Source organism: Novosphingobium sp. SG707 (assembly GCF_012275515.1).
Lineage (GTDB): Bacteria > Pseudomonadota > Alphaproteobacteria > Sphingomonadales > Sphingomonadaceae > Novosphingobium.
Genome location: NZ_JAAZQL010000005.1, coordinates 107,365 through 128,580, shown reverse-complemented (window position 1 = coordinate 128,580; position 21,216 = coordinate 107,365). Strand labels below are relative to the sequence as shown.

Here is a 21,216-nt window from a genome sequence, read left to right as displayed (position 1 = left end):
CATGAAAAAATATCCTTTTGTGGCGCTGGTTCTGTCCCTTGCGCTGCCTTTGTCCCTGGCGGCCTGCGGCGAAGACAAGAAAGCCGACAAGCCCAGGATCGACCCCGAAAGTGTGGTGGCGGGCGCTAATATGCAGGGCCGCGTCAAGGTCGCCCCGGTGGGCGTCGAGGCGGTGTCCGATACGCTGCGCGTAGCGGGCCAGATCACGTTTGACGAAAACCGCGTGGCGCGCATCGGCGCGACCGTGACGGGCCGCGTCACCGACATAGCCGCCAATATCGGTCAGAACGTGGCGCGCGGCACGGTGCTGGGCCGGATCAACAGCTCGGACCTGTCGACACAGCAGCTCGCCTATCTGCGCGCGCGCTCGCAATATGAGCTGAACCGCCGCGCCGCCGAACGCGCGCAGCAGCTCTATGCCGCCGACGTGATCGCCGCGGCCGAATTGCAGCGCCGCCAGAGCGAGGCCAGCATTTCACACGCCGAAATGCGCGCCGCCGCCGACCAATTGCGCCTGCTGGGCGTCTCGGCCTCGGCGCTGGGGCAATTGGGCGGGCAAGGGGTGATTTCCTCCTCCACCCCGATCCTGTCGACAATGAACGGCGTGGTGGTCGAACGCAACCTGGCGCTGGGCCAAGTGGTGCAGCCGGCCGATGCGCTGTTTGTGGTGGCCGATCTGTCGAAACTGTGGGCCACCGCCCTGGTGCCCGAACAGCAGGTGCGCTTCGTTCAGCAGGGCCAGACCGTCGCGCTGGAAATCCCGGCGCTGGGCGGGGCCAAGCGCGAGGGGAAACTGGTCTATGTGGGCCAGGTGGTCGATCCCAAGACGCGCACCGTGGTGGTGCGCACCGAGCTGGACAATCGCGGCGGGGAATTGAAGCCCCAGATGCTGGCCACGATGCTGGTGACGGCCGCGCCCGAAAAGCAGCCCGTGGTGCCCAATGCGGCCATCGTGCGCGAAAACAACAAGGACTATGTCTTTGTCGAAACCGCCCCGTCCAAATTCCGCATCCGCGCGGTCACACTGGGCGAGGAGGTTGCTGGCAAGAGAGTGGTGATCTCGGGCGTCAAGCCGGGTGAACGCATTGCCATCGAGGGCGCTTTCCACCTGAACAACGAACGCAACCGGCAGGCATTGGAAGGCCAATGATCCAGTCCCTGATACGCGCGGCGCTGCAACAGCGCCTGATCGTGATCGTGGTGGCGGCGGTGCTTTTGGGCTTTGGTCTGAATGCCACCAGCAAGCTCTCGGTCGATGCCTTTCCCGATGTGACCAATGTTCAGGTCCAGATTGCCACCGAGGCTTGGGGCCGCAGCCCCGAAGAGGTCGAGCGCATGGCCACCGTCCCCATCGAGGTGGCGATGACGGGCCTGCCCGGCCTTGAGGAGATGCGCTCGCTCAACAAGCCCAACCTCTCGCTGATCACGCTGGTGTTCACCGACAAGACCAATGTCTATTTCGCGCGCCAGTTGGTGATGGAGCGCCTGATCGAGGTCGGATCGAAAATGCAGCCGGGAATCGCCCCGGTGCTGGGCCCGGTCTCGACGGGTCTGGGCGAGGTCTATCAATATACGCTGGACAAGCCGGGCGACGGCAATTCGGTGCTGAGCCAGGAGGAATTGACCAGGCGCCGGACCACGCAGGACTGGGTGGTGCGCCCGCTGCTGCGTTCGATTCCGGGCGTTGCGGAAATCAACTCGCAGGGCGGCTTTGCCAAGCAATATCAGGTTCTGGTCAACCCCGACCAACTGCGCCACTATTCGGTCAGCGTGGCCGAGGTCTATCAGGCCGTGGCGCGCAACAATGCCAATGCGGGCGGCGGCGTGCTGCCCCAATATGCCGAGCAATATCTGATCCGGGGCGTGGGTCTGGTCAAATCGGTCGATGATCTTGGCTCCATCGTCATCCGCGAAAGCGCGGCAACGCCGGTCTATCTGCGCGATGTCGCCGAGGTGAAGATCGGGCCGGGCGTGCGCGATGGCGCGCTGATCAAGAATGGCGTGACGGAAAGCGTGGGCGGGATCGCGCTGATGATGGCGGGCGGCAATGCCAAGGCCATCGTGACCAATATCAAGGAGCGCGTCGAACAGATCAACAGCAAGGGCATGTTGCCCGACGGCCTCAAGATCGTGCCCTATTACGACCGTTCCGAACTGGTCGATGCCGCGATCCACACCGTGGTCAAGGTGCTGATGGAAGGCATCGTGCTGGTGGTGATCGTGCTCTTCGTCTTCCTTGGCGATGTGCGATCCTCGGTGATTGTGGTGTCCACGCTGGTGCTGACGCCGCTGCTCACCTTCATCTGCATGAATTATCTGGGTATCTCGGCCAATCTCATGTCGCTGGGCGGGCTTGCCATCGCCATCGGCCTGATGGTCGACGGGTCCGTGGTGGTGGTGGAAAACGCTTTCCTGCTGCTGGGCCAGACGCGCGACAGCGGTGAGAGCAAGGTGCGCATCATCCTGCGCGCCGTGGTCGAGGTGGCGACGCCCGTGATCTTTGGCGTGGGCATCATCATCCTCGTCTTCCTGCCGCTGATGACGCTGCAGGGAATGGAGGGCAAGATGTTCTCGCCGCTGGCCTATACGATCGCGATTGCGCTGGCGATTTCGCTGGTGCTCTCGCTGACGGTGACGCCGGTGCTGTCCTCCTATCTGTTGAAAGCGCCGAAAGTGCATGAAGGGCATCATGGCGGCGAGGAAGACCACGACACGCGCGTCATCAAGGTGATGAAAAGCCGCTATCTCAAGATGCTGCATTGGGCGCTGGGCAATGAAAAGCGCACGATCACGCTGGCGGTGGGCGGGTTTCTGGCCACGCTGGCGATCCTGCCCTTTCTGGGTACGGCCTTCATTCCCGAAATGAAGGAAGGCTCGGTGGTGCCCGGTATCAACCGCGTGCCCAACATCGCGCTCGATGAATCGATCAAGATCGAGATGGAGGGCATGCGCCTGATCATGCAGGTGCCCGGCGTCAAATCGGCGGTGTCGGGCGTGGGCCGCGGCGAAAGCCCCGCCGACCCGCAAGGCCCCAATGAATCCACTCCCATCGTCAGTCTGAAGCCGCGCGACGAATGGCCCAAGGGCTGGAATCAGGACGACATTGCCGATGCCATGCGCGAAAAGCTCAAAGCTCTGCCCGGCGTCCAGATCGTCATGGCCCAGCCCATTTCCGACCGCGTGGACGAAATGGTGACGGGCGTGCGATCCGACATCGCGGTCAAGGTGTTTGGCGATGACATGGACGAATTGAAGCGCGTGGCCGAGGAAATAGCCCGCGTGGGTCAATCGCTGCAAGGCGCGGAGGATCTGCGCATCGAAAAGGTCAGCGGCCAGCAATATCTCTCGATCGAGATCGACCGGGCGGCGCTGGCGCGCTTTGGCCTCAATGTGGCCGATGTGAACGATCTGCTCGAAACGGCGGTGGGCGGCAAACAGGCGACCGAGATCTTTGAAGGCGAACGCCGCTTCCCCGGCGTGGTCCGCCTTCCGCAAGCCTATCGCGACAACATCGAGGCGATCTCGAACCTGCTGATCACCTCGCCGGGCGGCGCTCAGGCGCGTCTGGCCGACGTCGCCAAGGTGGTCGTCTCGGACGGCCCGGCCCAGATCAGCCGCGAAATGGGCAAGCGCCGCATCGTCATCGGCATGAACGTCAAGGGCCGCGACCTTGGCGGCTTCGTGGCCGAACTTCAGCAGAAGGTCGATAAGCAGATCAAGCTGCCCGACGGCTATTACCTTGAATGGGGCGGCCAGTTCCAGAATATGGAGCGCGCGCTGGGCCATCTGATGATCATCGTGCCGATCACGGTGGCGGCGATTTTCTTCCTGCTGTTTGTCCTGTTCAACTCGCTGCGTCTGGCCTCGCTGATCATCTTGGTGCTGCCTTTCGCTTCCATCGGCGGGATCGTGGGGCTTGCGGTCACGGGGGAATATCTCTCGGTGCCGGCCTCGGTGGGCTTTATCGCGCTCTGGGGCATTGCGGTGCTCAATGGCGTGGTGCTGGTCTCCTATATCCGCAACCTGCGCGATGAGGGGAAATCGGTGCGCGAGGCGGTGGTTCAGGGCGCAACCCTGCGTTTCCGCCCGGTGATGATGACGGCGACCGTGGCGCTTTTGGGCCTGATCCCCTTCCTCTTCGCCACCGGGCCGGGGTCGGAGGTGCAAAAGCCGCTGGCCATCGTGGTGATCGGGGGGCTGATTACCTCCACCGTGCTGACGCTGGTGGTGCTGCCCACGATCTATCGCTTCTTTGACGACGAACGCGTCGAGGCCTGAGGGGAGAAAACACCATGGCCATGATTGAAATCCGCGCCGTTGTTCGGCCCAGCCGTCTTGAAATGCTGCGCGTGGCGCTGCGGCAATTGCCGGAATTTCCCGGCATGACCGTGGCCCGCGTCGAAGGGTGCAGCGGCACGGGAAAGCTGGGCAACTATCCCTGGACGATCAAACAGGAACTGGTCGATTTCACGCCCAAATCCATGATCCACATCGTCGTGGACGAAGCCAATGCCAAGCCGATCTATGACACGATCCACCAGATCACCCGCACCGCCCGTCAGGGCGACGGGCTGATCTGGACCATGCGGGTCGAACAATGCCTGTTTATCGCCGCGGAGCCGGAGGATTAAACCTTACCGAAGAGGGCTGAGGTCTCAGCCCTCTTCTTCTTTTTCCGCTTTTTTGCCCGCTTCGTCCTCGCCATGGGGATGGCGCAGTTCCTCGATATGATCGGCGCGGCGGCGCAGATAATTGTCGCGGGTCGTCGTATAGGGGTCGGCCGATTCCTTTTCCTGCCGCAGCCGCTCCTTGTTGACCACCCGGCGATCCACAATCCCCAGCACGATCATCGGCACGACGGCCGCCGTCGGCAGGACATTGCGGCCGATTGCCAGAGGCAAGGCCGCACGATCCACAATTCGCCCGGTCAGATCACGCAGGGTCGTCGATCCGAACAGGGGCATGTAGATATAGGGCCCATTGGGCACGCCGTAAAAACCCAGCGTATCGGCAAAACCGTTTTCGCGGAAAGGCAGCCTGAACGGCTTGCGCTTGGCCATATCAAAGATGCCGGCCAGACCGATCGTCGAATTGAGGACGAAACGGGCGACCGTTTCAGCGGTCTTGCCGACCTTGTGCTGCATCAGGAAATTGGCCGCGATCACCGGTTCGCGCAGGTTATAAAGTGCATTGTGAATGCCATCGCGCACCGGCGAAGGCACCACCGCCTCATACCCTTTGGAAAAAGGTTCGAGCACCGCATTGTCAACGGCCTGTGTCACGGCAAAGGACGCCTGATTGATGGCCCGGCCAGGATCGGGCGCCAGCGGGCGCGAGGAAACCACGATGCCGGGTTCTTCCTCGGCGCCACGATGGCCGGGGTGACGCGGCGGCTCGGCAGGCTGGGCTTCGGCGGAAGCTGGGGTCGAGGGCGCAGGCTGGGCCGATGTCAATGCCGGGGCGGCGTCCTGAACCGGCGGAACATTGGGCGCTGCTGCCACATCCTGCGTCACGCTCTGCGGCGCAGCAACGCCCGGCGCAGCGTCGGGAGAAACCGATTGCGCCCAACATGGCGCCGCCGCCAGCATCCATGCCAGCGCAACACCGCCTTTCAACAAACCGCTCTTGCCCCCACGACAAGACATGGCCGATCCCAACATCACAAAATTCCCCAACTCAGGCCCCCGCCATCGCACGATCCTTGTAGAGAACTCGTGCAGACTGCCTAGTGGTAACTACGACAAATTGCGACAAATCGGTGGGAAAATGTCCCTTTCAGGGAAAGCTGCCCGCCATCAACGCATTGCGGGCAAAGGCAACCCGCGGATGACGCAGGGCTGCGGGCGACCAGACCAGCGAATAGGTGTGGACCGGCCGCTCGACCGGGGCGACGATCTCGGTCAATTGCCCCTGCGCGATCAGATCGCCGCACAGATAGCCGGGCAGCGCGGTCCAGCCGAATTCCTGCATCATCAGGCTGCGCAGACAGCGCAGGTCCTGCCCCACCACCGCCGGGCTGACGGGCGGGCCCGGCAGACGGTTTTCCACCAGCCAGTCCTCGACCAGCGGGCGTTCGAGATGATAGGCCAGCACCGGTTCGGCCATCAACGCCCGGCGCAGATCGGGCGCGGCCATGATGCGCGCGGCCACGCGCGGCGCCGCCACGGCATAGACCCGCTCTTCATGAATGCGCGCGCTGCGCAACCGGCGGTCGGCCAGCACATAGGCCGAGAGGCCAAGATCGTAATTGCCCTCGATCAGCCCCTGGCGGATCGCCTCGCGGTCGCCGGTGTGCAGGCTGATGCGCAGGCCCGAATGGAGCAGCGGCAAGAGGCGCGGCGCCACCACCTCGGCCAGAAAATCGCCATGGCCGATCAGCCGCACCGATCCCGTCATATCCGAGGAACGCGCCCGCGCCGCCGCCAGCGCCGCCTCGGCAATATCGAGCCGGTCGCCAAGGCTGGCGGCCAGTTCCTCGCCCGCCAGTGTGGGGATGACGCCCTTGGGCTGGCGGGTGAACAAATCGCGCTCGATGGCGGCCTCCAGCGCGGCAATATGCTGGGAAACCGCCGGTTGCGTCAGGCCAAGGCTACGCGCGGCCCCGCTGATCGAACGCTGGCGATAGACTTCGACAAAGGTGCGCAGATGCTGAAGCGACATAAGCGATGCCATAAATATTTTTATTGCTAAATGCCAGACTGCTGTGTGGTATGACGGCATAAGGAGGCCTAAGGCACAGATGTCCCCCCGTTTCGAGTCGCCCTTCGTGATCGATCTGTTGCCCCATCCCGCCTGCGGTCGTTGCGCATGACCTTGCCCAGTTGGTCCGCGTGGGCCTATTCCGCCAAGACCGCCTTTGCCGCGCTGCTGGCCCTATGGATCAGCCTGTTCGTTGGGCTGCCCATGCCCTTTTGGGCGATGAGCACGGCCTATATTGTGTCAAGCCCGCTCTCGGGCGCCACCCGATCCAAAGCGATCTATCGCGTGATCGGCACGGGCGGCGGCGCCACGGTGGCGGTGGCGCTGGTGCCGATGCTGGTGGAATGGCCCGAATTGCTCAGCCTTGCGCTGGCGCTCTGGGTCGGGATCACGCTGGCCATCTCGCTGCTCGACCGTTCGCCGCGCGCTTATATGCTGATGCTGGCGGGCTATACCGCCGCGATCATCGCCTTTCCCGCCGTGGACCGGCCCGAGGCGGTGTTTGACATTGCCGCCGCGCGCGTGACCGAGATCGTGCTGGGCATCACCTGCGCCACTCTGGCTCACAGCCTGCTGTGGCCCAAATCGGTGGCCACAGCGCTGGAGCCGCGCCTCAAGCGCTGGCTGACCGATGCGCGCGGATGGTATGACGATATTCTGGGCGGCGCGCACCCGACCACCTCGCTGCGCGACCGCCAGCAACTGGCCGTCGATGCGGTGGAATGCACGCTGCTGGCAACGCACATCCCCTTTGACACATCGCACTGGCGCGAGGCCACGGCCAGCGTTCAGGCGCTGCTGCGCCGCGTGCTGCTGCTCTTGCCGGTGCTCTCGGGCATGGCGGACCGGCGGCGCGCGATCGGCGATGCCGATGATGAATGGAACAACCTGCTGCGCGAAAGCTATGAGTTGCGGCGGCGACAGGCGGGCGTGCTGCTGGATGAATGCGATGCGCTTCTCCATCATCTGGGCCATCCGCAAAGTCCCTCGCCGCTCTCGGATCAGGAGCAGAAGGGCACGATCGAATTGCATGCCGATCCGATGTCGGCGCTGATCGCGGGGGTAGCGGCCACGCTGACCATTCTGGTGGTCTGTGCGATCTGGATCCTGTCGGGCTGGCATGACGGCGCCTCGGCCGCCGCGCTGGCGGGCGTGTTCTGCTGTCTGTTTGCGGCGATGGACAATCCGGTGCCCGCCATTCTCAATTTCGGGGTGGCCACGCTCTCGGCCATGCCGCTGGCGGGGCTGTATCTGTTCTATATCCTGCCCCAGATCGACGGGTTCCTGCCGCTGGTGCTGGTGCTTTCGCCCTCCCTGCTGCTGTTTGGCAGTTTGCTGCCCAATCCGCGCTATGGCCTGTTCTCCCTTGCGCTGATGATGGGCTTTTGCAGCACGCTCGCCCTGCAGGAAACCTATACCGCCGATTTTGCGCATTTCCTCAACACCAATCTGGCCCAGTTCGTGGCCATGGTGGTGGCCGCCGGGATGACGGCGGGGCTGACCACGATCAGCAAGGATGTGGCGATTGCCCGGCTGAACGCGCGGATGCGGCGCGATCTGGTGTCGCTGGCGCGGGCCTCCTCGCCGCCCGATGCGCTGGCCGCGCTGGGGCGCAGCACCGATCAGCTCGCCCTTATCACCCAGCGTCTGGGCGCGGACACCGATATGGCGACGGCGGGGCTGAGCGACATCCGCATCGCGATGAACATCGTCCAGATCCAGCATCTGCGCAGCCATGCCACGCCCGCCCTTTCCGCCGCGCTTGAACATATGCTGCGTCTGGGCACGGCGCATTGGTCGAACAAGCGCGACACGCCGCCCCCGCCCGAATTGCTGGAGGCGATCGACATCGCGCTGCGCCTGACGCAAAGCCAGCCCTTGCCGCAACTGGCCACATCGGCCACCCTGATCACCGAGCCGGAACAGGGCCGCGCCGCGCTGGTGGCGCTGCGCCGCAACCTGTTTCCCCATGCACCCGCCTTTCGCGCCGGAGGTTACGCATGAGCGCCGAATATATCCTTGGCGGCATCTATATTGACGCGGCCCCCGTGCATGGCTGCATCGCGCTGCTGATTGCGCTGCTGCTGCACAGGCTGTTGATCGCCGTCCGTTTTTATCGTTTCGTATGGCATCCGGTGCTGTTCGATACGGCCATGTTTGTTCTCGTCTGGGCGATGGTGACGCTGTGGCTGCCGCCGCTCGTCCCCTCGCTTCTGCATTCCCCGCTATAAGGCCCCTGCCATGACTCTCTCGCTTTCTCCTGCTGGCTCCAAAGTCGTCCGCTATGCTGTGACCGGCGTGCTGGTGGCGGCCGCGCTTGTGGCGGGGCGCGCGCTGATTACCTATTATCAGGCCGACCCATGGACGCGCGACGGGCGCGTGCGGGCCGATGTGGTACAGGTGGCGCCCGATGTGGCCGGATTGGTGACGCAGGTTTTCGTCACCCACGATCAGGCCGTGCGCAAAGGCGATGTGCTGTTTCAGATCGACCCGGCGCGCTTTGATCTGGCCATCCGCCAGGCCGACAGCCAGTTGCAGAGCGCTCAGGCCGACGTGACGCGCGCACGCGCCGCGATCCAGAGCGCCAATGTGGTGCTGACACAGGCAAAACGCGACGCCACCCGCAACCAGAAGCTGGGCGATCTGGTCGCCGCCGAGGCCACCGAGCAGAGCCAATCCAAGGCCGCCGAGGCGCAGGCCAAATCCGCCGAGGCCAATGCCATGCTGGCCGAGGCCGAAGCGCGGGTGACGGCGGCGCGCGACGCGCGTGATCTGGCGCTGCTCAACCGGACGCGCACGCGGGTGGTCGCCCCCACCGACGGGCGCATGTCCGACCTCAACCTGCGCGTGGGCAATTATGTCAGCGCGGGCGCGCCGGTGATGGCGCTGATCGACACGGCATCTTTGCGCGTCGAGGGCTATTTTGAGGAAACCAAGCTGCCCCATGTCCATGTGGGTCAGGCCGCAACGATCCGCATGATGGGCGAGAGCAAGGTGCTGACCGGCCATGTCGTCTCACTGGCCGCCGCGATCGAGGATCATGACAGGCTCGCGAGCGCGAAGATGCTGCCCGCGATCAACCCTTCGTTCAGCTGGGTGCGTCTGGCCCAACGTGTGCCGGTGCGCATCAAGCTGGACAATCCGCCCGCCGATATCGCGCTGATCGCTGGACGGACGGCCTCGGTCACGCTGGCGCGGGATGGCGCGAAGTGAAGCCCCCCATGAATAAGGGCCTACTGACGGCCTGCGCTGCGCTGGCGCTGTCCGGATGCGTGATGGGGCCGAATTATCAGGCGCCCAAGCCCGTTTCGGCCAAGTTGTCGCAGGCCGATGGCATGACGCAGCAGGCGCCCCTGCCCCCGCGCTGGTGGCATCTTTATGATGATCCGGTGCTGGATCGGCTTGAGGAACAGGCGCTGAGCGCCAACACCGAATTGCGCGTGGCGGCGGCCTCTCTGGGCCGGGCGCGGGCGATGACCGAGGCGGCAGAAGGCGCCAATGAGCCGGAATTTTCCGTCGAGGCCGCCGCCCAGCGCGCAAGGCTTTCGGGCGAATCCTATCTGCTGACCGAACAACTGCCGGTGATGAATCTCGGCTCGGCCGGCGGCGGGGTCAGCTATCAGTTCGACCTGTTCGGCCGGTTGCGCCGGGGGGCCGAGGCCGCGCGCGCCGATGAAGGGGCCGTGGGCGCGTTGGCCGATGCGGTCAAGGTGACGCTGGCCGCCGAGGTGGCCAAATCCTATGTCGAAGTCTGCGGCGCGCAGGAAATGGAAGCTATCGTCGAGCATTCGGTGGAAGTGCAGGAGCGGCTGGTCGAATTTGCCGAGCGCCTGCAGGCCGAGGGCCGGGGCAGCGCGATCGAGGTGTCCGCCGCCAAGGCGCGTCTGGCCGATGCGCGCGCCGCCTTGCCGCTCGACAAGATCAAGTCGCGCGCGGCGCTCTATCGGCTTGCGTTCCTGATGGGCCGCACGCCCGATGACTATCCGCGCGAGGCCGAGGCCTGCCACCACCTGCCCAAATTGTCGCAGCCGCTGCCCACCGGCGATGGTGCCGCGCTGATCGCGCGCCGCCCCGACATCCGCGCGGCCGAGCGCCAATTGGCCGCCGCCACCGCCCGCATCGGCGTGGCCACGGCCGAACTTTACCCGCAAATCGGCATCGGGCTGACCGGCGGCACCACCGGCCTGCTGGCCGACCTGGGCCAAGCGGCAACCAATCGCTGGAGCATCGCCGGGCTGATCCACTGGAATTTCCCCAGCGCAGGCCCGCGCGCCAAGGTCCGCGCCGCCAAGGCCGACACCGCCCGCGCTCTGGCCGTGTTCGACGGCAAGGTGCTCAACGCCCTGCGCGAGGTACAGACCGCGATCAGCACCTATGGCGAAAACCACAACCGCCTCCTCTCCCTGACCGAGGCGCGCGAGGCCGCCGATGAAACCGCCGACCAGCTCCGCCGGTTGCGCGAAGGCGGCAAGGCAGCGGCGCAGGTGGACATCGGTGGGCGTAACACGGCTCTTTTGGCAGCCCAGCGCGAGCAGGCAGCCAAGGAAGCGCTGGTGCTGGATCAGATCAATCTGTTCCTCGCGCTGGGCGGCGGGTGGTAAGTTTTAGATTGGCCTCCGGCGGGCAAAGGGCGCGGGCCCTTTGCAATCCCGTTACTGTCGGCGTTGCGCCTCGGTTTGGGCCAAGGTTGATAGGCGCAATGTTGAAATATTAAAGCCTGCGGCGCTCGTTTGCCGCGCCGCAGGCTTTAAAAACATCGAAAAACGCAGCGCTTCCATCCGGGCCCAACCCCAATATCGGGATTGCAAAGGGCCCCCGCCCTTTGCCCGCCGGAGGCATCTTTCTTATAACCACTCCCGCAAGGCCGTCCATGGCGGCTGTTTCGCCGCAATTCCCACCGCATGGGCTGGACTGCTGGAGGGCAGCGCGATCAAGGGCACGGGCGCATCATCGCCCAATTGCGCCCGGGCGATGGCATAGGCCTTGGCTCCGTTGAACGCCATCGCGCGCAAGGCTGGCAAACCGGCCGCCGCGCTGCGCAGGTCGCGGGCCTCCACCTCGCGCAGGTCGGCGTCCAGACTGCCGCGCCGCCGGGCGCTTTCCACCACATCCCACAGGCCGATCCCCGCGCCCAGCAGCGCAGCAAGCCGCGCCTGATACTCCATGGCCGTCAGGTCCGCCCCCACCACCGGCGAGAGCAACCTCCAGAACTGATTACGCGGATGGGCATAATAGCGCCCCGCCGCCAGCGATTGCCGCCCCGGCAGGCTGCCCAGCAGCAAAAGCCGGGTTTGCGCATCGGCCACCATGCCAAATGCCATGTCCCGCAGACCATCTGTTACGTTCTGTTGCAATTGACGATACTTTCTTGATTGTCAGCTTGCGGCAATCTGCCCATTGTAACGAATGGGCAAGCTGTGGATCGCTTGGCCAGTCCTGACGTCCTTTGAAACACCGGGCGCACCGTCAATGGGCCGCGTATGGCCTGCGCCGATGGAGAATGCCAACATGTCCGACACCGCGCCCTATTATGATGACCACCGGCCCCGCCGCAAACCCTGGCTGGCCTATGCGCTGGTGGTGATCGGGCTGGTGGCGGTGGCGCTGATCGGCAAATGGTTTGCGGGGGCCGGGGCGCAGAAGAACGCGCGTTCGGGGCGTCCGGCGGCGGCGGTTTCGGCGGTGCCGGTGGGCCTTGGCGATATGCCGGTCGAGGTCAACGCTATCGGCACGGTCACGCCCATCGATTCGGCCGCCGTGCGCAGCCAGCTTTCGGGCACGGTTTTCGCCATCCTGTTCAAGGAGGGCCAGCAGGTGCGCGAGGGTCAGGTGATCGCCCAGATCGACCCGCGCCCCTATCGCCTTTCCCTGTCGCAGGCCGAGGGGACGTTGGCCAAGGACATGGCCCAGTTGAACTCGGCCAAGCTGGACCTCAAGCGCTATGAAACGCTGGCCTCGCAGGATTCGGTCGCGCGCCAGACGCTCGATACCCAGCGCGCCACGGTGGGCCAGTTGGAAGGCACCGTGGCCGCCGACCGCGCCGCTGTGGGCACGGCGCGGCTCAATCTGCAATATACCGCGGTCAAGGCGCCTTTCTCGGGCCGCATCGGCCTGCGTCAGGTTTCGGTCGGCGCCTATGTCACGCCGTCGGACACGGCAGGCATTGCCACGATCACGCGCACCGATCCCATTGATGTGGCCTTTACCGTGCCGCAGGGGCAATTGAACGCGATTGCCGCCAAGGGGACCGGTCTGCCCGTGATCGCCTATGATCAGGACGGCAAGAGCGAGCTGGCCAAGGGCACATTCTCGACCTTTGACAATCAGATCGACACCACCACCGGCACGATCAAGGCCAAGGCGCGCTTTGCCAATCCGGCGGCGGTGAAAGCTTTGTTCCCCAATCAGTTCGTCAATGTGAAGATGCTGGTCGATACGCTGCATCAGGTGCCGGTGGTGCCGGTTTCGGCGCTGCGGCACGGCGCACCGGGCGATTTCGTGTTCGTCGTGCAGCCGGACAACAAGGTGAAGCTGACGGTGGTCAAGGTCGGCCCCAGCGATGGGCGGAACACCGCGATCCTGGGCGGACTGAACAAGGGGCAATTGGTCGTGGCCGAGGGCGCGGATGGGCTCGATGACGGCTCGAGCGTGCGCCTGGCGGGCGGCAAGGGCGGCCCGGGAGGACCCGGCGGCGCAGAACACAAGGGCAAGCGCAAGGCGGCCCAATGAGCGCGCCCGTTGAACCCGGCCGGGACGAGCTTCCCGCCGAGAAGATGATGGGCGGCCCGTCGCGGCCCTTCATCCTGCGCCCTGTGGCCACCACGCTGATGATGATCGCGCTGTTGCTGGCCGGTTTTATCGCGTGGAAGCAATTGCCGCTCTCGGCGCTGCCGCAGGTGGATTATCCCACGATCCAGGTGCGCACGCTCTATCCCGGCGCCAGCCCCGATGTGATGGCGCTGACCGTCACCAGCCCGCTGGAGCGCCAGTTTGGCCAGATGCCGGGCCTGACCCGCATGACCTCGAACTCCTCGGGCGGGGCCTCGGTCATCACGCTGCAGTTCGATCTGGGCATGGCGCTGGATGTGGCCGAGCAACAGGTGCAGGCGGCCATCAATGCCGCCAACAGCCTGCTGCCGTCCGATCTGCCCGCGCCGCCGGTCTATGCCAAGGTGAACCCCGCCGACGCGCCGGTCATCACGCTGGGCGTGTCCTCGAAAACCCGCCCGCTGGGCGAGGTGCAGGGGATTGTCGAGCGGCAGTTTTCAAACAAGATCGCGCAGGTTTCAGGCGTTGGTCTGGTAAGCCTGTCGGGCGGACAGCGCCCCGCCGTGCGGATCATCGCCAATGTCGGCGCGCTGGCCACGCGGGGGCTGAGCCTTGAAAGCATCCGCAGCGCCATTTCCAACGCCAATGTCAACATGGCCAAGGGCAGCTTTGACGGGATCACCAAAAGCTGGACCATCGACGCCAATGACCAGTTGGGCAGCGCGAAGGACTACGCCAATCTGGTCGTCTCCTATGCCAATGGCGCACCGATCCGCCTGTCCGATGTGGCCAGCGTCGAGGCGGGGGTGGAAAACACCCGCACCGCCAGTTGGATGAACAGGCAGAGCGCCGTCATCATCGACGTTCAGCGCCAGCCCGGCGCCAATGTCATCGCGACGGTCGATGCGATCAAGGCGGCCCTGCCCGATCTGACCGCGCAATTGCCCGCCGATGTGAAGGTCAAAGTGCTGACCGACCGCACCGAGGGCATCCGCGCCAGCGTCGAGGATGTGCAGTTTGAACTGGTGCTGGCGGTGCTGCTAGTGGTGCTGGTGATCTTCCTCTTTCTGGGCAGCATGCGCGCAACCATGGTGGCGGCGATTTCGGTGCCGCTTTCGCTGGTCGGGGCCTTTGCCGCGATGTGGGCGCTGGGCTTTTCGATCAATAACCTGACGCTGATGGCGCTCACCATCGCCAGCGGTTTTGTGGTCGATGACGCCATCGTAGTGATCGAGAATATCGCCCGTTATGTCGAGGAAGGGATGAAGCCCTTTGACGCGGCGCTGAAGGGCGCCAGCGAGATCGGCTTTACCATCATTAGCCTGACCGTCAGCCTGATTGCCGTGCTTATCCCGCTCTTGTTCATGGGCGATGTGGTGGGGCGGCTGTTCCGCGAATTCGCCATCAGCCTTGCCGTGACCATCGCGCTGTCGGCGCTGGTGGCGCTGACCGCTGTGCCGATGCTGGCCGCGCGCTGGCTGAAACCCGAACATGAGGAGCGCCGCTTTGCCGTTGTAGACAAGGCGATGCACCAGTTCGACCGCCTCGCCGCTGCCTATGCCCGCGCTTTGGGCTGGGTCATGGCGCGCAGCGGCCTGACGATGCTGGTCTTTGCCGCTTCGCTGGTGGTGACGGCGGCGCTGTTCTGGGCGATCCCGAAAAACCTGTTTCCCACGCAGGACACCGGGCAGATCCGCGCGACCTTGGTGGCCGCACAGGACATCAGCTTTACCCGCATGGCCCATCTGCAACAGCAGGTGGCGGCCAAAATGCTGGAAGATCCGGGCGTGGAATCGCTCTCCTCCAGCGTGGGCGTGGATGGTACGAACACGACCGTCAATCAGGGGCGGATGGTCATCAACCTCAAACCCATCAATGCGCGCGAGGATCAGGAAGCGATCATGACCCGCCTGCGCGACAGCGCGGCCGGGGTGCCGGGGGTCCAGCTTTACTTCCAGCCGGTGCAGGATCTGACCATCGACACCGAAACGGGCCTGACGCCCTATCGCTTTGCGCTGCATGGTGCGGATCAGGATACGGTCAACACATGGGGGCAAAAGCTGGCGCAGGCGCTCAAATCCGAGACCTCGCTGCGCGATGCCAATGCGCCTGCTCTGGGCCAAGGGCGCAGCGTGATCGTGGACGTCAACCGCGATGCGGCGGCGCGTCTGGGCCTCTCTGTGCTCAGCGTCGACAATGCGCTCTATGATGCCTTTGGCCAGCGGATCATCTCGACCATCTATACCCAGTCGAGCCAGAACCGCGTGATCCTCTCGGCCAGCCCGCAGATGCTGTCCGATCCGCAAAGCCTTGGACAGCTCTATATCCCGCTGTCATCCGGCACGCAGGTGCCGCTGGGCACCATCGCCACGATCCGCGAAGGGATCAGCCCGCTGGTTCTGGCGCGCGAGGGACAATTCCCCTCGGCCACCATCGGTTTCGATGTGACGCCGGGCGTGTCGCTGGGCCATGCGGTGTCCTCCATCGAACAGGCGGCCAAGGATCTGGGGATGCCCTCCTCTTTGACGATGGATTTCTCCGGCTCGGCCTCGGCCTTCCGCTCGGCGCTGGCCAATGAGGCGGTGCTGGTGCTGGCCGCGATCATCACGGTCTATATCGTGCTGGGCGTGCTGTATGAAAGCTTCATCCATCCCGTCACAATCCTCTCCACCCTGCCCTCGGCGGGCGTGGGGGCGCTGATCGCGCTGGCGCTGACCTCCTACGGGCTGGGGGTGATCGGGATTATCGGCATCGTGCTGCTGATCGGCATTGTGAAGAAAAACGCGATCATGATGATCGACTTTGCCATTGCCGCCATGCGCGAGGAAGGGATGGCGGCGGATGAGGCGATCAAACGCGCCGCCCATCTGCGTTTCCGGCCGATCATGATGACCACCTTTGCCGCGCTGTTTGCCGCGATCCCGATGATCTTCGGGTCGGGCATGGGCCATGAATTGCGCCAGCCTCTGGGCCTGTCCATCGCGGGGGGCCTGATCCTGTCTCAGGTGCTGACGCTGTTCACCACGCCGGTGATCTTCCTCGCCTTTGAAAACTGGCGCGAACGGCGGCAGGCCAAGCGCGTGGAGCAGGCGGCGTGAATATTTCCGCCCCCTTTATCCGGCGGCCGGTCGGCACGATATTGCTCACCATCGGGGTGGCGCTGGCGGGCATTGCGGCGTTTTTCCAGCTTCCCGTCGCGCCCCTGCCCCGCGTCGACATCCCCACGGTGATGGTGCAGGCCAGCCTGCCCGGCGCCAGCCCCTCGACCATGGCCAGTACTGTGGCCAGCCCGCTGGAGCGCCGCCTCGGCACGATTGCGGGCGTGACGGAGATGACCTCGCGCTCCTCGCTGGGTTCGACACAGGTGGTGCTGCAATTCGACCTGAACCGCAACATTGACGGGGCGGCCCGCGATGTTCAGGCCGCGATTGCCGCCGCGCGGGCCGATCTGCCCAGCACGCTCAAAACCAACCCCACCTATCGCAAGATGAACCCGGCCGATGCGCCGATCCTGATCCTTGCCCTGACCAGCCCGACCCGCACGCCCGAACAGATCTATGATGCGGTGTCGAACATCGTGCAGCAAAAGCTGCTTCAGGTGAATGGCGTGGGCAATGTCGAGCTGGGCGGTGCGGCTTTGCCCGGTGTGCGGATCGAGATCAACCCGATGCAGTTGGCCCGCGCGGGGATCGGGCTGGAGGATGTGCGCACTGCCCTGCAATCGGCCAGCACGAACCGGCCCAGAGGTGTTCTCGAAGGGATCGACATTTCCAAGGGCGGTCTGTCCTGGCAGATTTTCTCCAATGCCGCGGCGCTAAAGGCGGCAGACTTTGCCCCCATGGTCATCGCCTGGCGCAATGGCGCGCCGGTGCGCCTGTCCGACATCGCCCGCGTGGTCGATGGGCCCGAAGAATTGCACACGATGGGCCTGTTCAACGGCAAGAAGTCGGTGCCGATCATCATCACCCGCCAGCCTGACGCCAATATCGTGCAGACGGTCGACGCGCTACGCGCGCAGGTGCCGGGGCTGCAGGCCTTGCTGCCCGCCGATATCAAGCTCAACATCGCCACCGACCGCACGATCACCATCCGCTCCTCGCTGCATGAGGTGGAGATTGCGCTGCTCGTCTCCACGCTGCTGGTGGTGATCGTGGTCAGCGTGTTTCTGCAAAGCTGGCGCGCGACCCTTATCCCGGCGGCTGCGGTGATCGTCTCGCTGCTGGGCACGCTGGGGGTGATGTATATGTCGGGCTTCCTGCTCGACAATCTGTCGCTGATGGCCCTGACCGTGGCGACCGGCTTTGTGGTCGATGACGCGATTGTGGTGGTCGAAAACATTGCCCGCCATGTCGAGGAAGGGATGCCCCCCTTTACCGCCGCCCTGCGCGGCGCGCGCGAGGTGGGCTTTACCGTGCTGTCCATTTCGCTGTCCCTTGTCGCGGTCTTTGTGCCGCTGATCTTCATGGGCGGGGTGATGGGGCGGTTGATGCGCGAATTTGCGCTGACCATGACGGCGGCGGTGGGCATCAGCCTGATTGCCAGCCTGACGGTCACGCCCATGCTGGCCAGCCGGGCGCTGGTGGCGCCGGGGGTGGAAAAGGACAATGCCCTGTTCCGCACCTCGCGCCGGTTTTTCGATGGGCTGCACGCGCGCTATGCACGGCGACTGGATTGGGCGCTGAACCATCGCGGGCCGGTGCTGCTGCTGCTGCTGGGCGCGGTGATTTTGAACGTGTTCCTGATCGTGGTCGCGCCCAAGGGACTCTTGCCGCAACAGGATACAGGCGCGATGACGGGCGGCCTGCGCGTCGATCAATCCATGTCCTTTGCCGCCACATCCGACAAGCTGACGCAGGCGGCCAATATCATCCGCGCCGATCCGGCCGTCGCCACGCTGGTGGCCTTTACCGGGGGCGGGCGTGCGGGTTCGGGCTTTATGTTCGTCAATCTGAAACCGCGCGGAGAGCGTCCGCCGATCAATGACGTTATCGCCCGCCTGCGCCCCAAACTGGCGCGGGTGCGCGGGGTCAGCGTGTTTCTCAACCCGGTGCAGGATCTGCAGGCGGGCGGGCGCCAGACCAGCGCGACCTATCAATATGTCCTCCACGCCGAAAGCGCGCAGATGCTGCGCGAAGCGGGCGAGAAACTGGTCAAGGCGCTGAAGGCCCAGCCGCAGGCGATCACCGATGTGGATATCGACCAGCAGGACGCGGGCGCCAGCGCCTTTGTCACCGTGGACCGCAACCGGGCCGCCAGCCTTGGCATCACCATGAACACCATCGACCAGACGCTTTATGACGCCTTTGGCCAGCGGCAGGTCGCCTCGATCTATCAGGGGCTGAACCAGTATCATGTGGTGATGGAGGCCGATCCGACCTATTCGGGCAAGCCCGAAGCGCTCGGCAATCTCTATCTGCCGGTGGGGGGAACCCTGTCCTCATCCACCACGGCCACCAACGCCAATGCCTCGCTGGGCAACAATGCGGCCAGGGGCAGCGCGGTGAGCGCCACCGCCACCACCCAGATCCCGCTCTCCACCGTGGCGGCATGGTCCAACGCCTCGACCGCGGCCAGCGTCAGCCATACCGATGGCGAACCCTCGGCCACGATCTCGTTCAACCTGCCGCCGGGCCTTTCGCTGGGCCAGGCCGCGCAGACCATTGCCGCCACGCAGGCCAGCCTTGCCCTGCCCGCCGGCGTCCATGGCGATTTCGGCGGCACCGCCAAGGTGTTTCAGCAGTCAACCAGCTCGATGCCGCTGCTGATCGTGGCCGCGATCGTCACGATCTATATCGTGCTGGGCATTCTGTATGAAAGCGCGATCCACCCGCTGACGGTGCTTTCCACCCTGCCCTCGGCGGGCGTGGGAGCGATCTTCGCCCTGATCGTGACGGGGGGGCAGTTCGACATTATCGCGCTGATCGGGGTCGTGCTGCTGATCGGCATTGTGAAGAAGAACGCGATCCTGATCATCGACTTTGCCATCGAATCGGAACGGTCGCGCGGGCTCTCCTCCTTTGAGGCGATCCGCGAGGCCAGCCTGCTGCGTTTCCGCCCGATCCTGATGACCACGTTGGCCGCTGCTTTGGGCGCCTTGCCGCTGGCCATCGGCTTTGGCGACGGCGCCGAATTGCGCCGCCCGCTGGGCATTGCCATCGTGGGCGGGCTGATCGTCAGCCAGATGCTGACGCTGCTGACGACGCCTGTGGTCTATCTGGCGGTGGACAAATGGCGCCGCCGCTCTCCCCATGAACATCTGCTGGCTCGCCATGGCGATGCTGAACCTCTGGAAGCCTGATATGATGAAGCGTACCTCTCTGGCTCTTGCCACCGCCCTGTCCCTTTCGGCCTGCAGCATGGCCCCCAAATACCATGTGCCCACCAGCGCTGCGCCCGCCGCCGCCTTCAAGGGCGATGCCGGATGGGCGCCCGCCATGCCCGCCGACGATGTGGCCAAGGGGCAATGGTGGAAGCTGTTTGGCGATCCGGTGCTCGATGCGCTGGAGGAAAAGGTCGAGGTGACGAACCAGAACGTCGCCTATTACCGCGCCGCCTATGCGCAGGCCGAGGCGGTGGTGCGCGCCAACCGCGCCGCGCTCTTCCCCACCATCAGCGCCAGCGCCAGCGACACGCGCAGCGGCACCTTTGCCGCCAACAGCACCGGCACCACCACAGGGTCCGGCGGCAGCGTGACCCGCACCGGCACCACCATTTCGGCCACCGGCAGCGCCAGCTGGACCCCCGACATCTGGGGCAAACTGGCCGATACCACACGCCAGTCCAAGGCGCAGGCGCAGGCATCAGCCGCCACGCTGGCCAATGCCACGCTCTCGGCGCGCGGCACATTGGCCACCAATTATTTCCAGTTGCGCGGGGTGGATGCGCAAAAGGTGATGCTGACCGATACGGTGGCCGCCTACCGCCGCTCGCTGGAGGTGACGCGCAACAAGCTTTCGGCCGGTACGATCAGCGAGGCCGATGTGCAAAGCGCGCAGGCCAGCCTGTCCAATGCCGAGGCGTCCCTGCGCGATCTGGAGCGCCAACGCGCATCCTATGAAAATGCCATCGCGGTGCTGGTTGGCGAAAATCCTTCCACCTTCCATCTGGCGCCCACGGCGTGGAACCCGGCGCTGCCATCGGTGCCGGGCGTGATGCCGGGCGACATCCTGCAACGCCGCCCCGATATCGCCAATGCCGAAAGATCGGTGGCCGCCGCCAATTCGGCCATCGGCATCCAGCGCTCGGCCTTCTTCCCCTCGATCACGCTGTCGGGTTCGGTCGGGTCCAATTCGACCACGATGACCAACCTGTTCAGCGCGGCCACCTCGCTCTGGTCTTTGGGGGCCAGCGCGGCCGAAACGCTGATCGATTTCGGCGCGCGTTCGGCCAAGGTGGCGCAGGCCCGCGCGGCCTATAATGCGGCGGTCGCCACCTATCGCCAAAGCGTGCTGAATGCTTTTCAGGAGGTGGAAACCAATCTCTCGGCCGTCTCGGCCTATCGCGCACAGGCGCCCTATTATACCACCGCCAATGCCGCCGCAGCCAAGGCCGAAACCATCATCCGCAATCAGTATCAGGCCGGCACCGTTGATTTTACCAGCGTTTCCTCCGCACAATCCACAGCCTATTCGGCGCGCGTTAATCTGATACAGAATACCGTCAATCAGCAGACCGCCACTGTGGCCCTGATACAGGCCATCGGCGGCGAATGGCGGGATGGTGTGGAGTTGCACCCTTCCGTCAAATGAT

General features: G+C 64.7%; 14 protein-coding genes. 11 read left to right on the top strand and 3 right to left on the bottom strand.

Features of this window, described 5'->3' with window-relative positions; genetic code table 11:
* The first annotated feature begins 1 nt into the window (after nt 1).
* From FHW92_RS15735 to FHW92_RS15725, 3 genes are read left to right on the top strand one after another with little or no spacing between them, the layout of a single operon-like run.
* Nucleotides 2-1,150, top strand: coding sequence for an efflux RND transporter periplasmic adaptor subunit (locus FHW92_RS15735; protein ID WP_168604232.1), 1,149 nt, complete (start codon nt 2-4; stop codon nt 1,148-1,150).
* Nucleotides 1,147-4,278 carry an efflux RND transporter permease subunit gene (locus FHW92_RS15730; RefSeq protein ID WP_168604231.1) on the top strand — a complete coding sequence of 1,044 codons (3,132 nt, stop codon included), beginning with the start codon at nt 1,147-1,149 and terminating at the stop codon, nt 4,276-4,278. The genes FHW92_RS15735 and FHW92_RS15730 overlap by 4 nt, the downstream gene beginning before the upstream one ends.
* A gap of 14 nt (nt 4,279-4,292) precedes the next feature.
* Nucleotides 4,293-4,631, top strand: coding sequence for a P-II family nitrogen regulator (locus FHW92_RS15725; protein WP_168604230.1), 339 nt, complete (start codon nt 4,293-4,295; stop codon nt 4,629-4,631).
* 24 nt (nt 4,632-4,655) lie between these two features.
* On the opposite strand, the gene FHW92_RS15720 is transcribed toward FHW92_RS15725, so the two are convergent.
* Nucleotides 4,656-5,645 (bottom strand): VacJ family lipoprotein, encoded by a 990-nt coding sequence (locus tag FHW92_RS15720; RefSeq protein ID WP_172249301.1) that lies wholly within the window; start codon nt 5,643-5,645, stop codon nt 4,656-4,658.
* A gap of 130 nt (nt 5,646-5,775) precedes the next feature.
* On the bottom strand, nt 5,776-6,660 hold the full coding sequence (locus FHW92_RS15715; RefSeq protein ID WP_168604228.1) for a LysR family transcriptional regulator: 885 nt from the start codon (nt 6,658-6,660) through the stop codon (nt 5,776-5,778).
* Nucleotides 6,661-6,807: 147 nt separating this feature from the next.
* Between FHW92_RS15715 and FHW92_RS15710 the strand changes: the two genes are divergently transcribed.
* From FHW92_RS15710 to FHW92_RS15695, 4 genes are read left to right on the top strand one after another with little or no spacing between them, the layout of a single operon-like run.
* Nucleotides 6,808-8,703: an FUSC family protein gene (locus FHW92_RS15710; protein ID WP_168604227.1), complete on the top strand. Its 1,896-nt coding sequence runs from the start codon at nt 6,808-6,810 to the stop codon at nt 8,701-8,703.
* On the top strand, nt 8,700-8,930 hold the full coding sequence (locus FHW92_RS15705) for a DUF1656 domain-containing protein (RefSeq protein WP_168604226.1): 231 nt from the start codon (nt 8,700-8,702) through the stop codon (nt 8,928-8,930). The genes FHW92_RS15710 and FHW92_RS15705 overlap by 4 nt, the downstream gene beginning before the upstream one ends.
* Before the next feature lie 10 nt (nt 8,931-8,940).
* Nucleotides 8,941-9,912, top strand: a complete 972-nt coding sequence (locus FHW92_RS15700; protein ID WP_168604225.1) for an HlyD family secretion protein — start codon at nt 8,941-8,943, stop codon at nt 9,910-9,912.
* A gap of 8 nt (nt 9,913-9,920) precedes the next feature.
* A complete protein-coding gene (locus FHW92_RS15695; RefSeq protein WP_168604224.1) occupies nt 9,921-11,300 on the top strand; it encodes an efflux transporter outer membrane subunit in 1,380 nt (459 codons plus the stop codon).
* Nucleotides 11,301-11,543: 243 nt separating this feature from the next.
* Here the strand turns inward: FHW92_RS15695 and FHW92_RS15690 are convergent, their stop codons facing one another.
* The gene (locus tag FHW92_RS15690) at nt 11,544-12,020 is read right to left on the bottom strand and encodes a DNA-deoxyinosine glycosylase (RefSeq protein WP_168604223.1); all 477 of its coding nucleotides are present in this window, start codon (nt 12,018-12,020) and stop codon (nt 11,544-11,546) included.
* 187 nt (nt 12,021-12,207) lie between these two features.
* On the opposite strand from FHW92_RS15690, the gene FHW92_RS15685 reads away from it, so the two are divergent.
* The 4 genes from FHW92_RS15685 to FHW92_RS15670 are packed head-to-tail and all read left to right on the top strand — an operon-like array spanning nt 12,208 to nt 21,215.
* Nucleotides 12,208-13,428, top strand: a complete 1,221-nt coding sequence (locus FHW92_RS15685) for an efflux RND transporter periplasmic adaptor subunit (RefSeq protein WP_168604222.1) — start codon at nt 12,208-12,210, stop codon at nt 13,426-13,428.
* A complete protein-coding gene (locus FHW92_RS15680; protein ID WP_282599772.1) occupies nt 13,425-16,565 on the top strand; it encodes an efflux RND transporter permease subunit in 3,141 nt (1,046 codons plus the stop codon). The genes FHW92_RS15685 and FHW92_RS15680 overlap by 4 nt, the downstream gene beginning before the upstream one ends.
* On the top strand, nt 16,562-19,765 hold the full coding sequence (locus FHW92_RS15675) for an efflux RND transporter permease subunit (RefSeq protein ID WP_168604221.1): 3,204 nt from the start codon (nt 16,562-16,564) through the stop codon (nt 19,763-19,765). Before FHW92_RS15680 ends, FHW92_RS15675 begins: the two co-directional genes overlap by 4 nt.
* On the top strand, nt 19,716-21,215 hold the full coding sequence (locus tag FHW92_RS15670; protein WP_246870193.1) for an efflux transporter outer membrane subunit: 1,500 nt from the start codon (nt 19,716-19,718) through the stop codon (nt 21,213-21,215). The genes FHW92_RS15675 and FHW92_RS15670 overlap by 50 nt, the downstream gene beginning before the upstream one ends.
* The last annotated feature ends 1 nt before the right edge of the window (nt 21,216 follow it).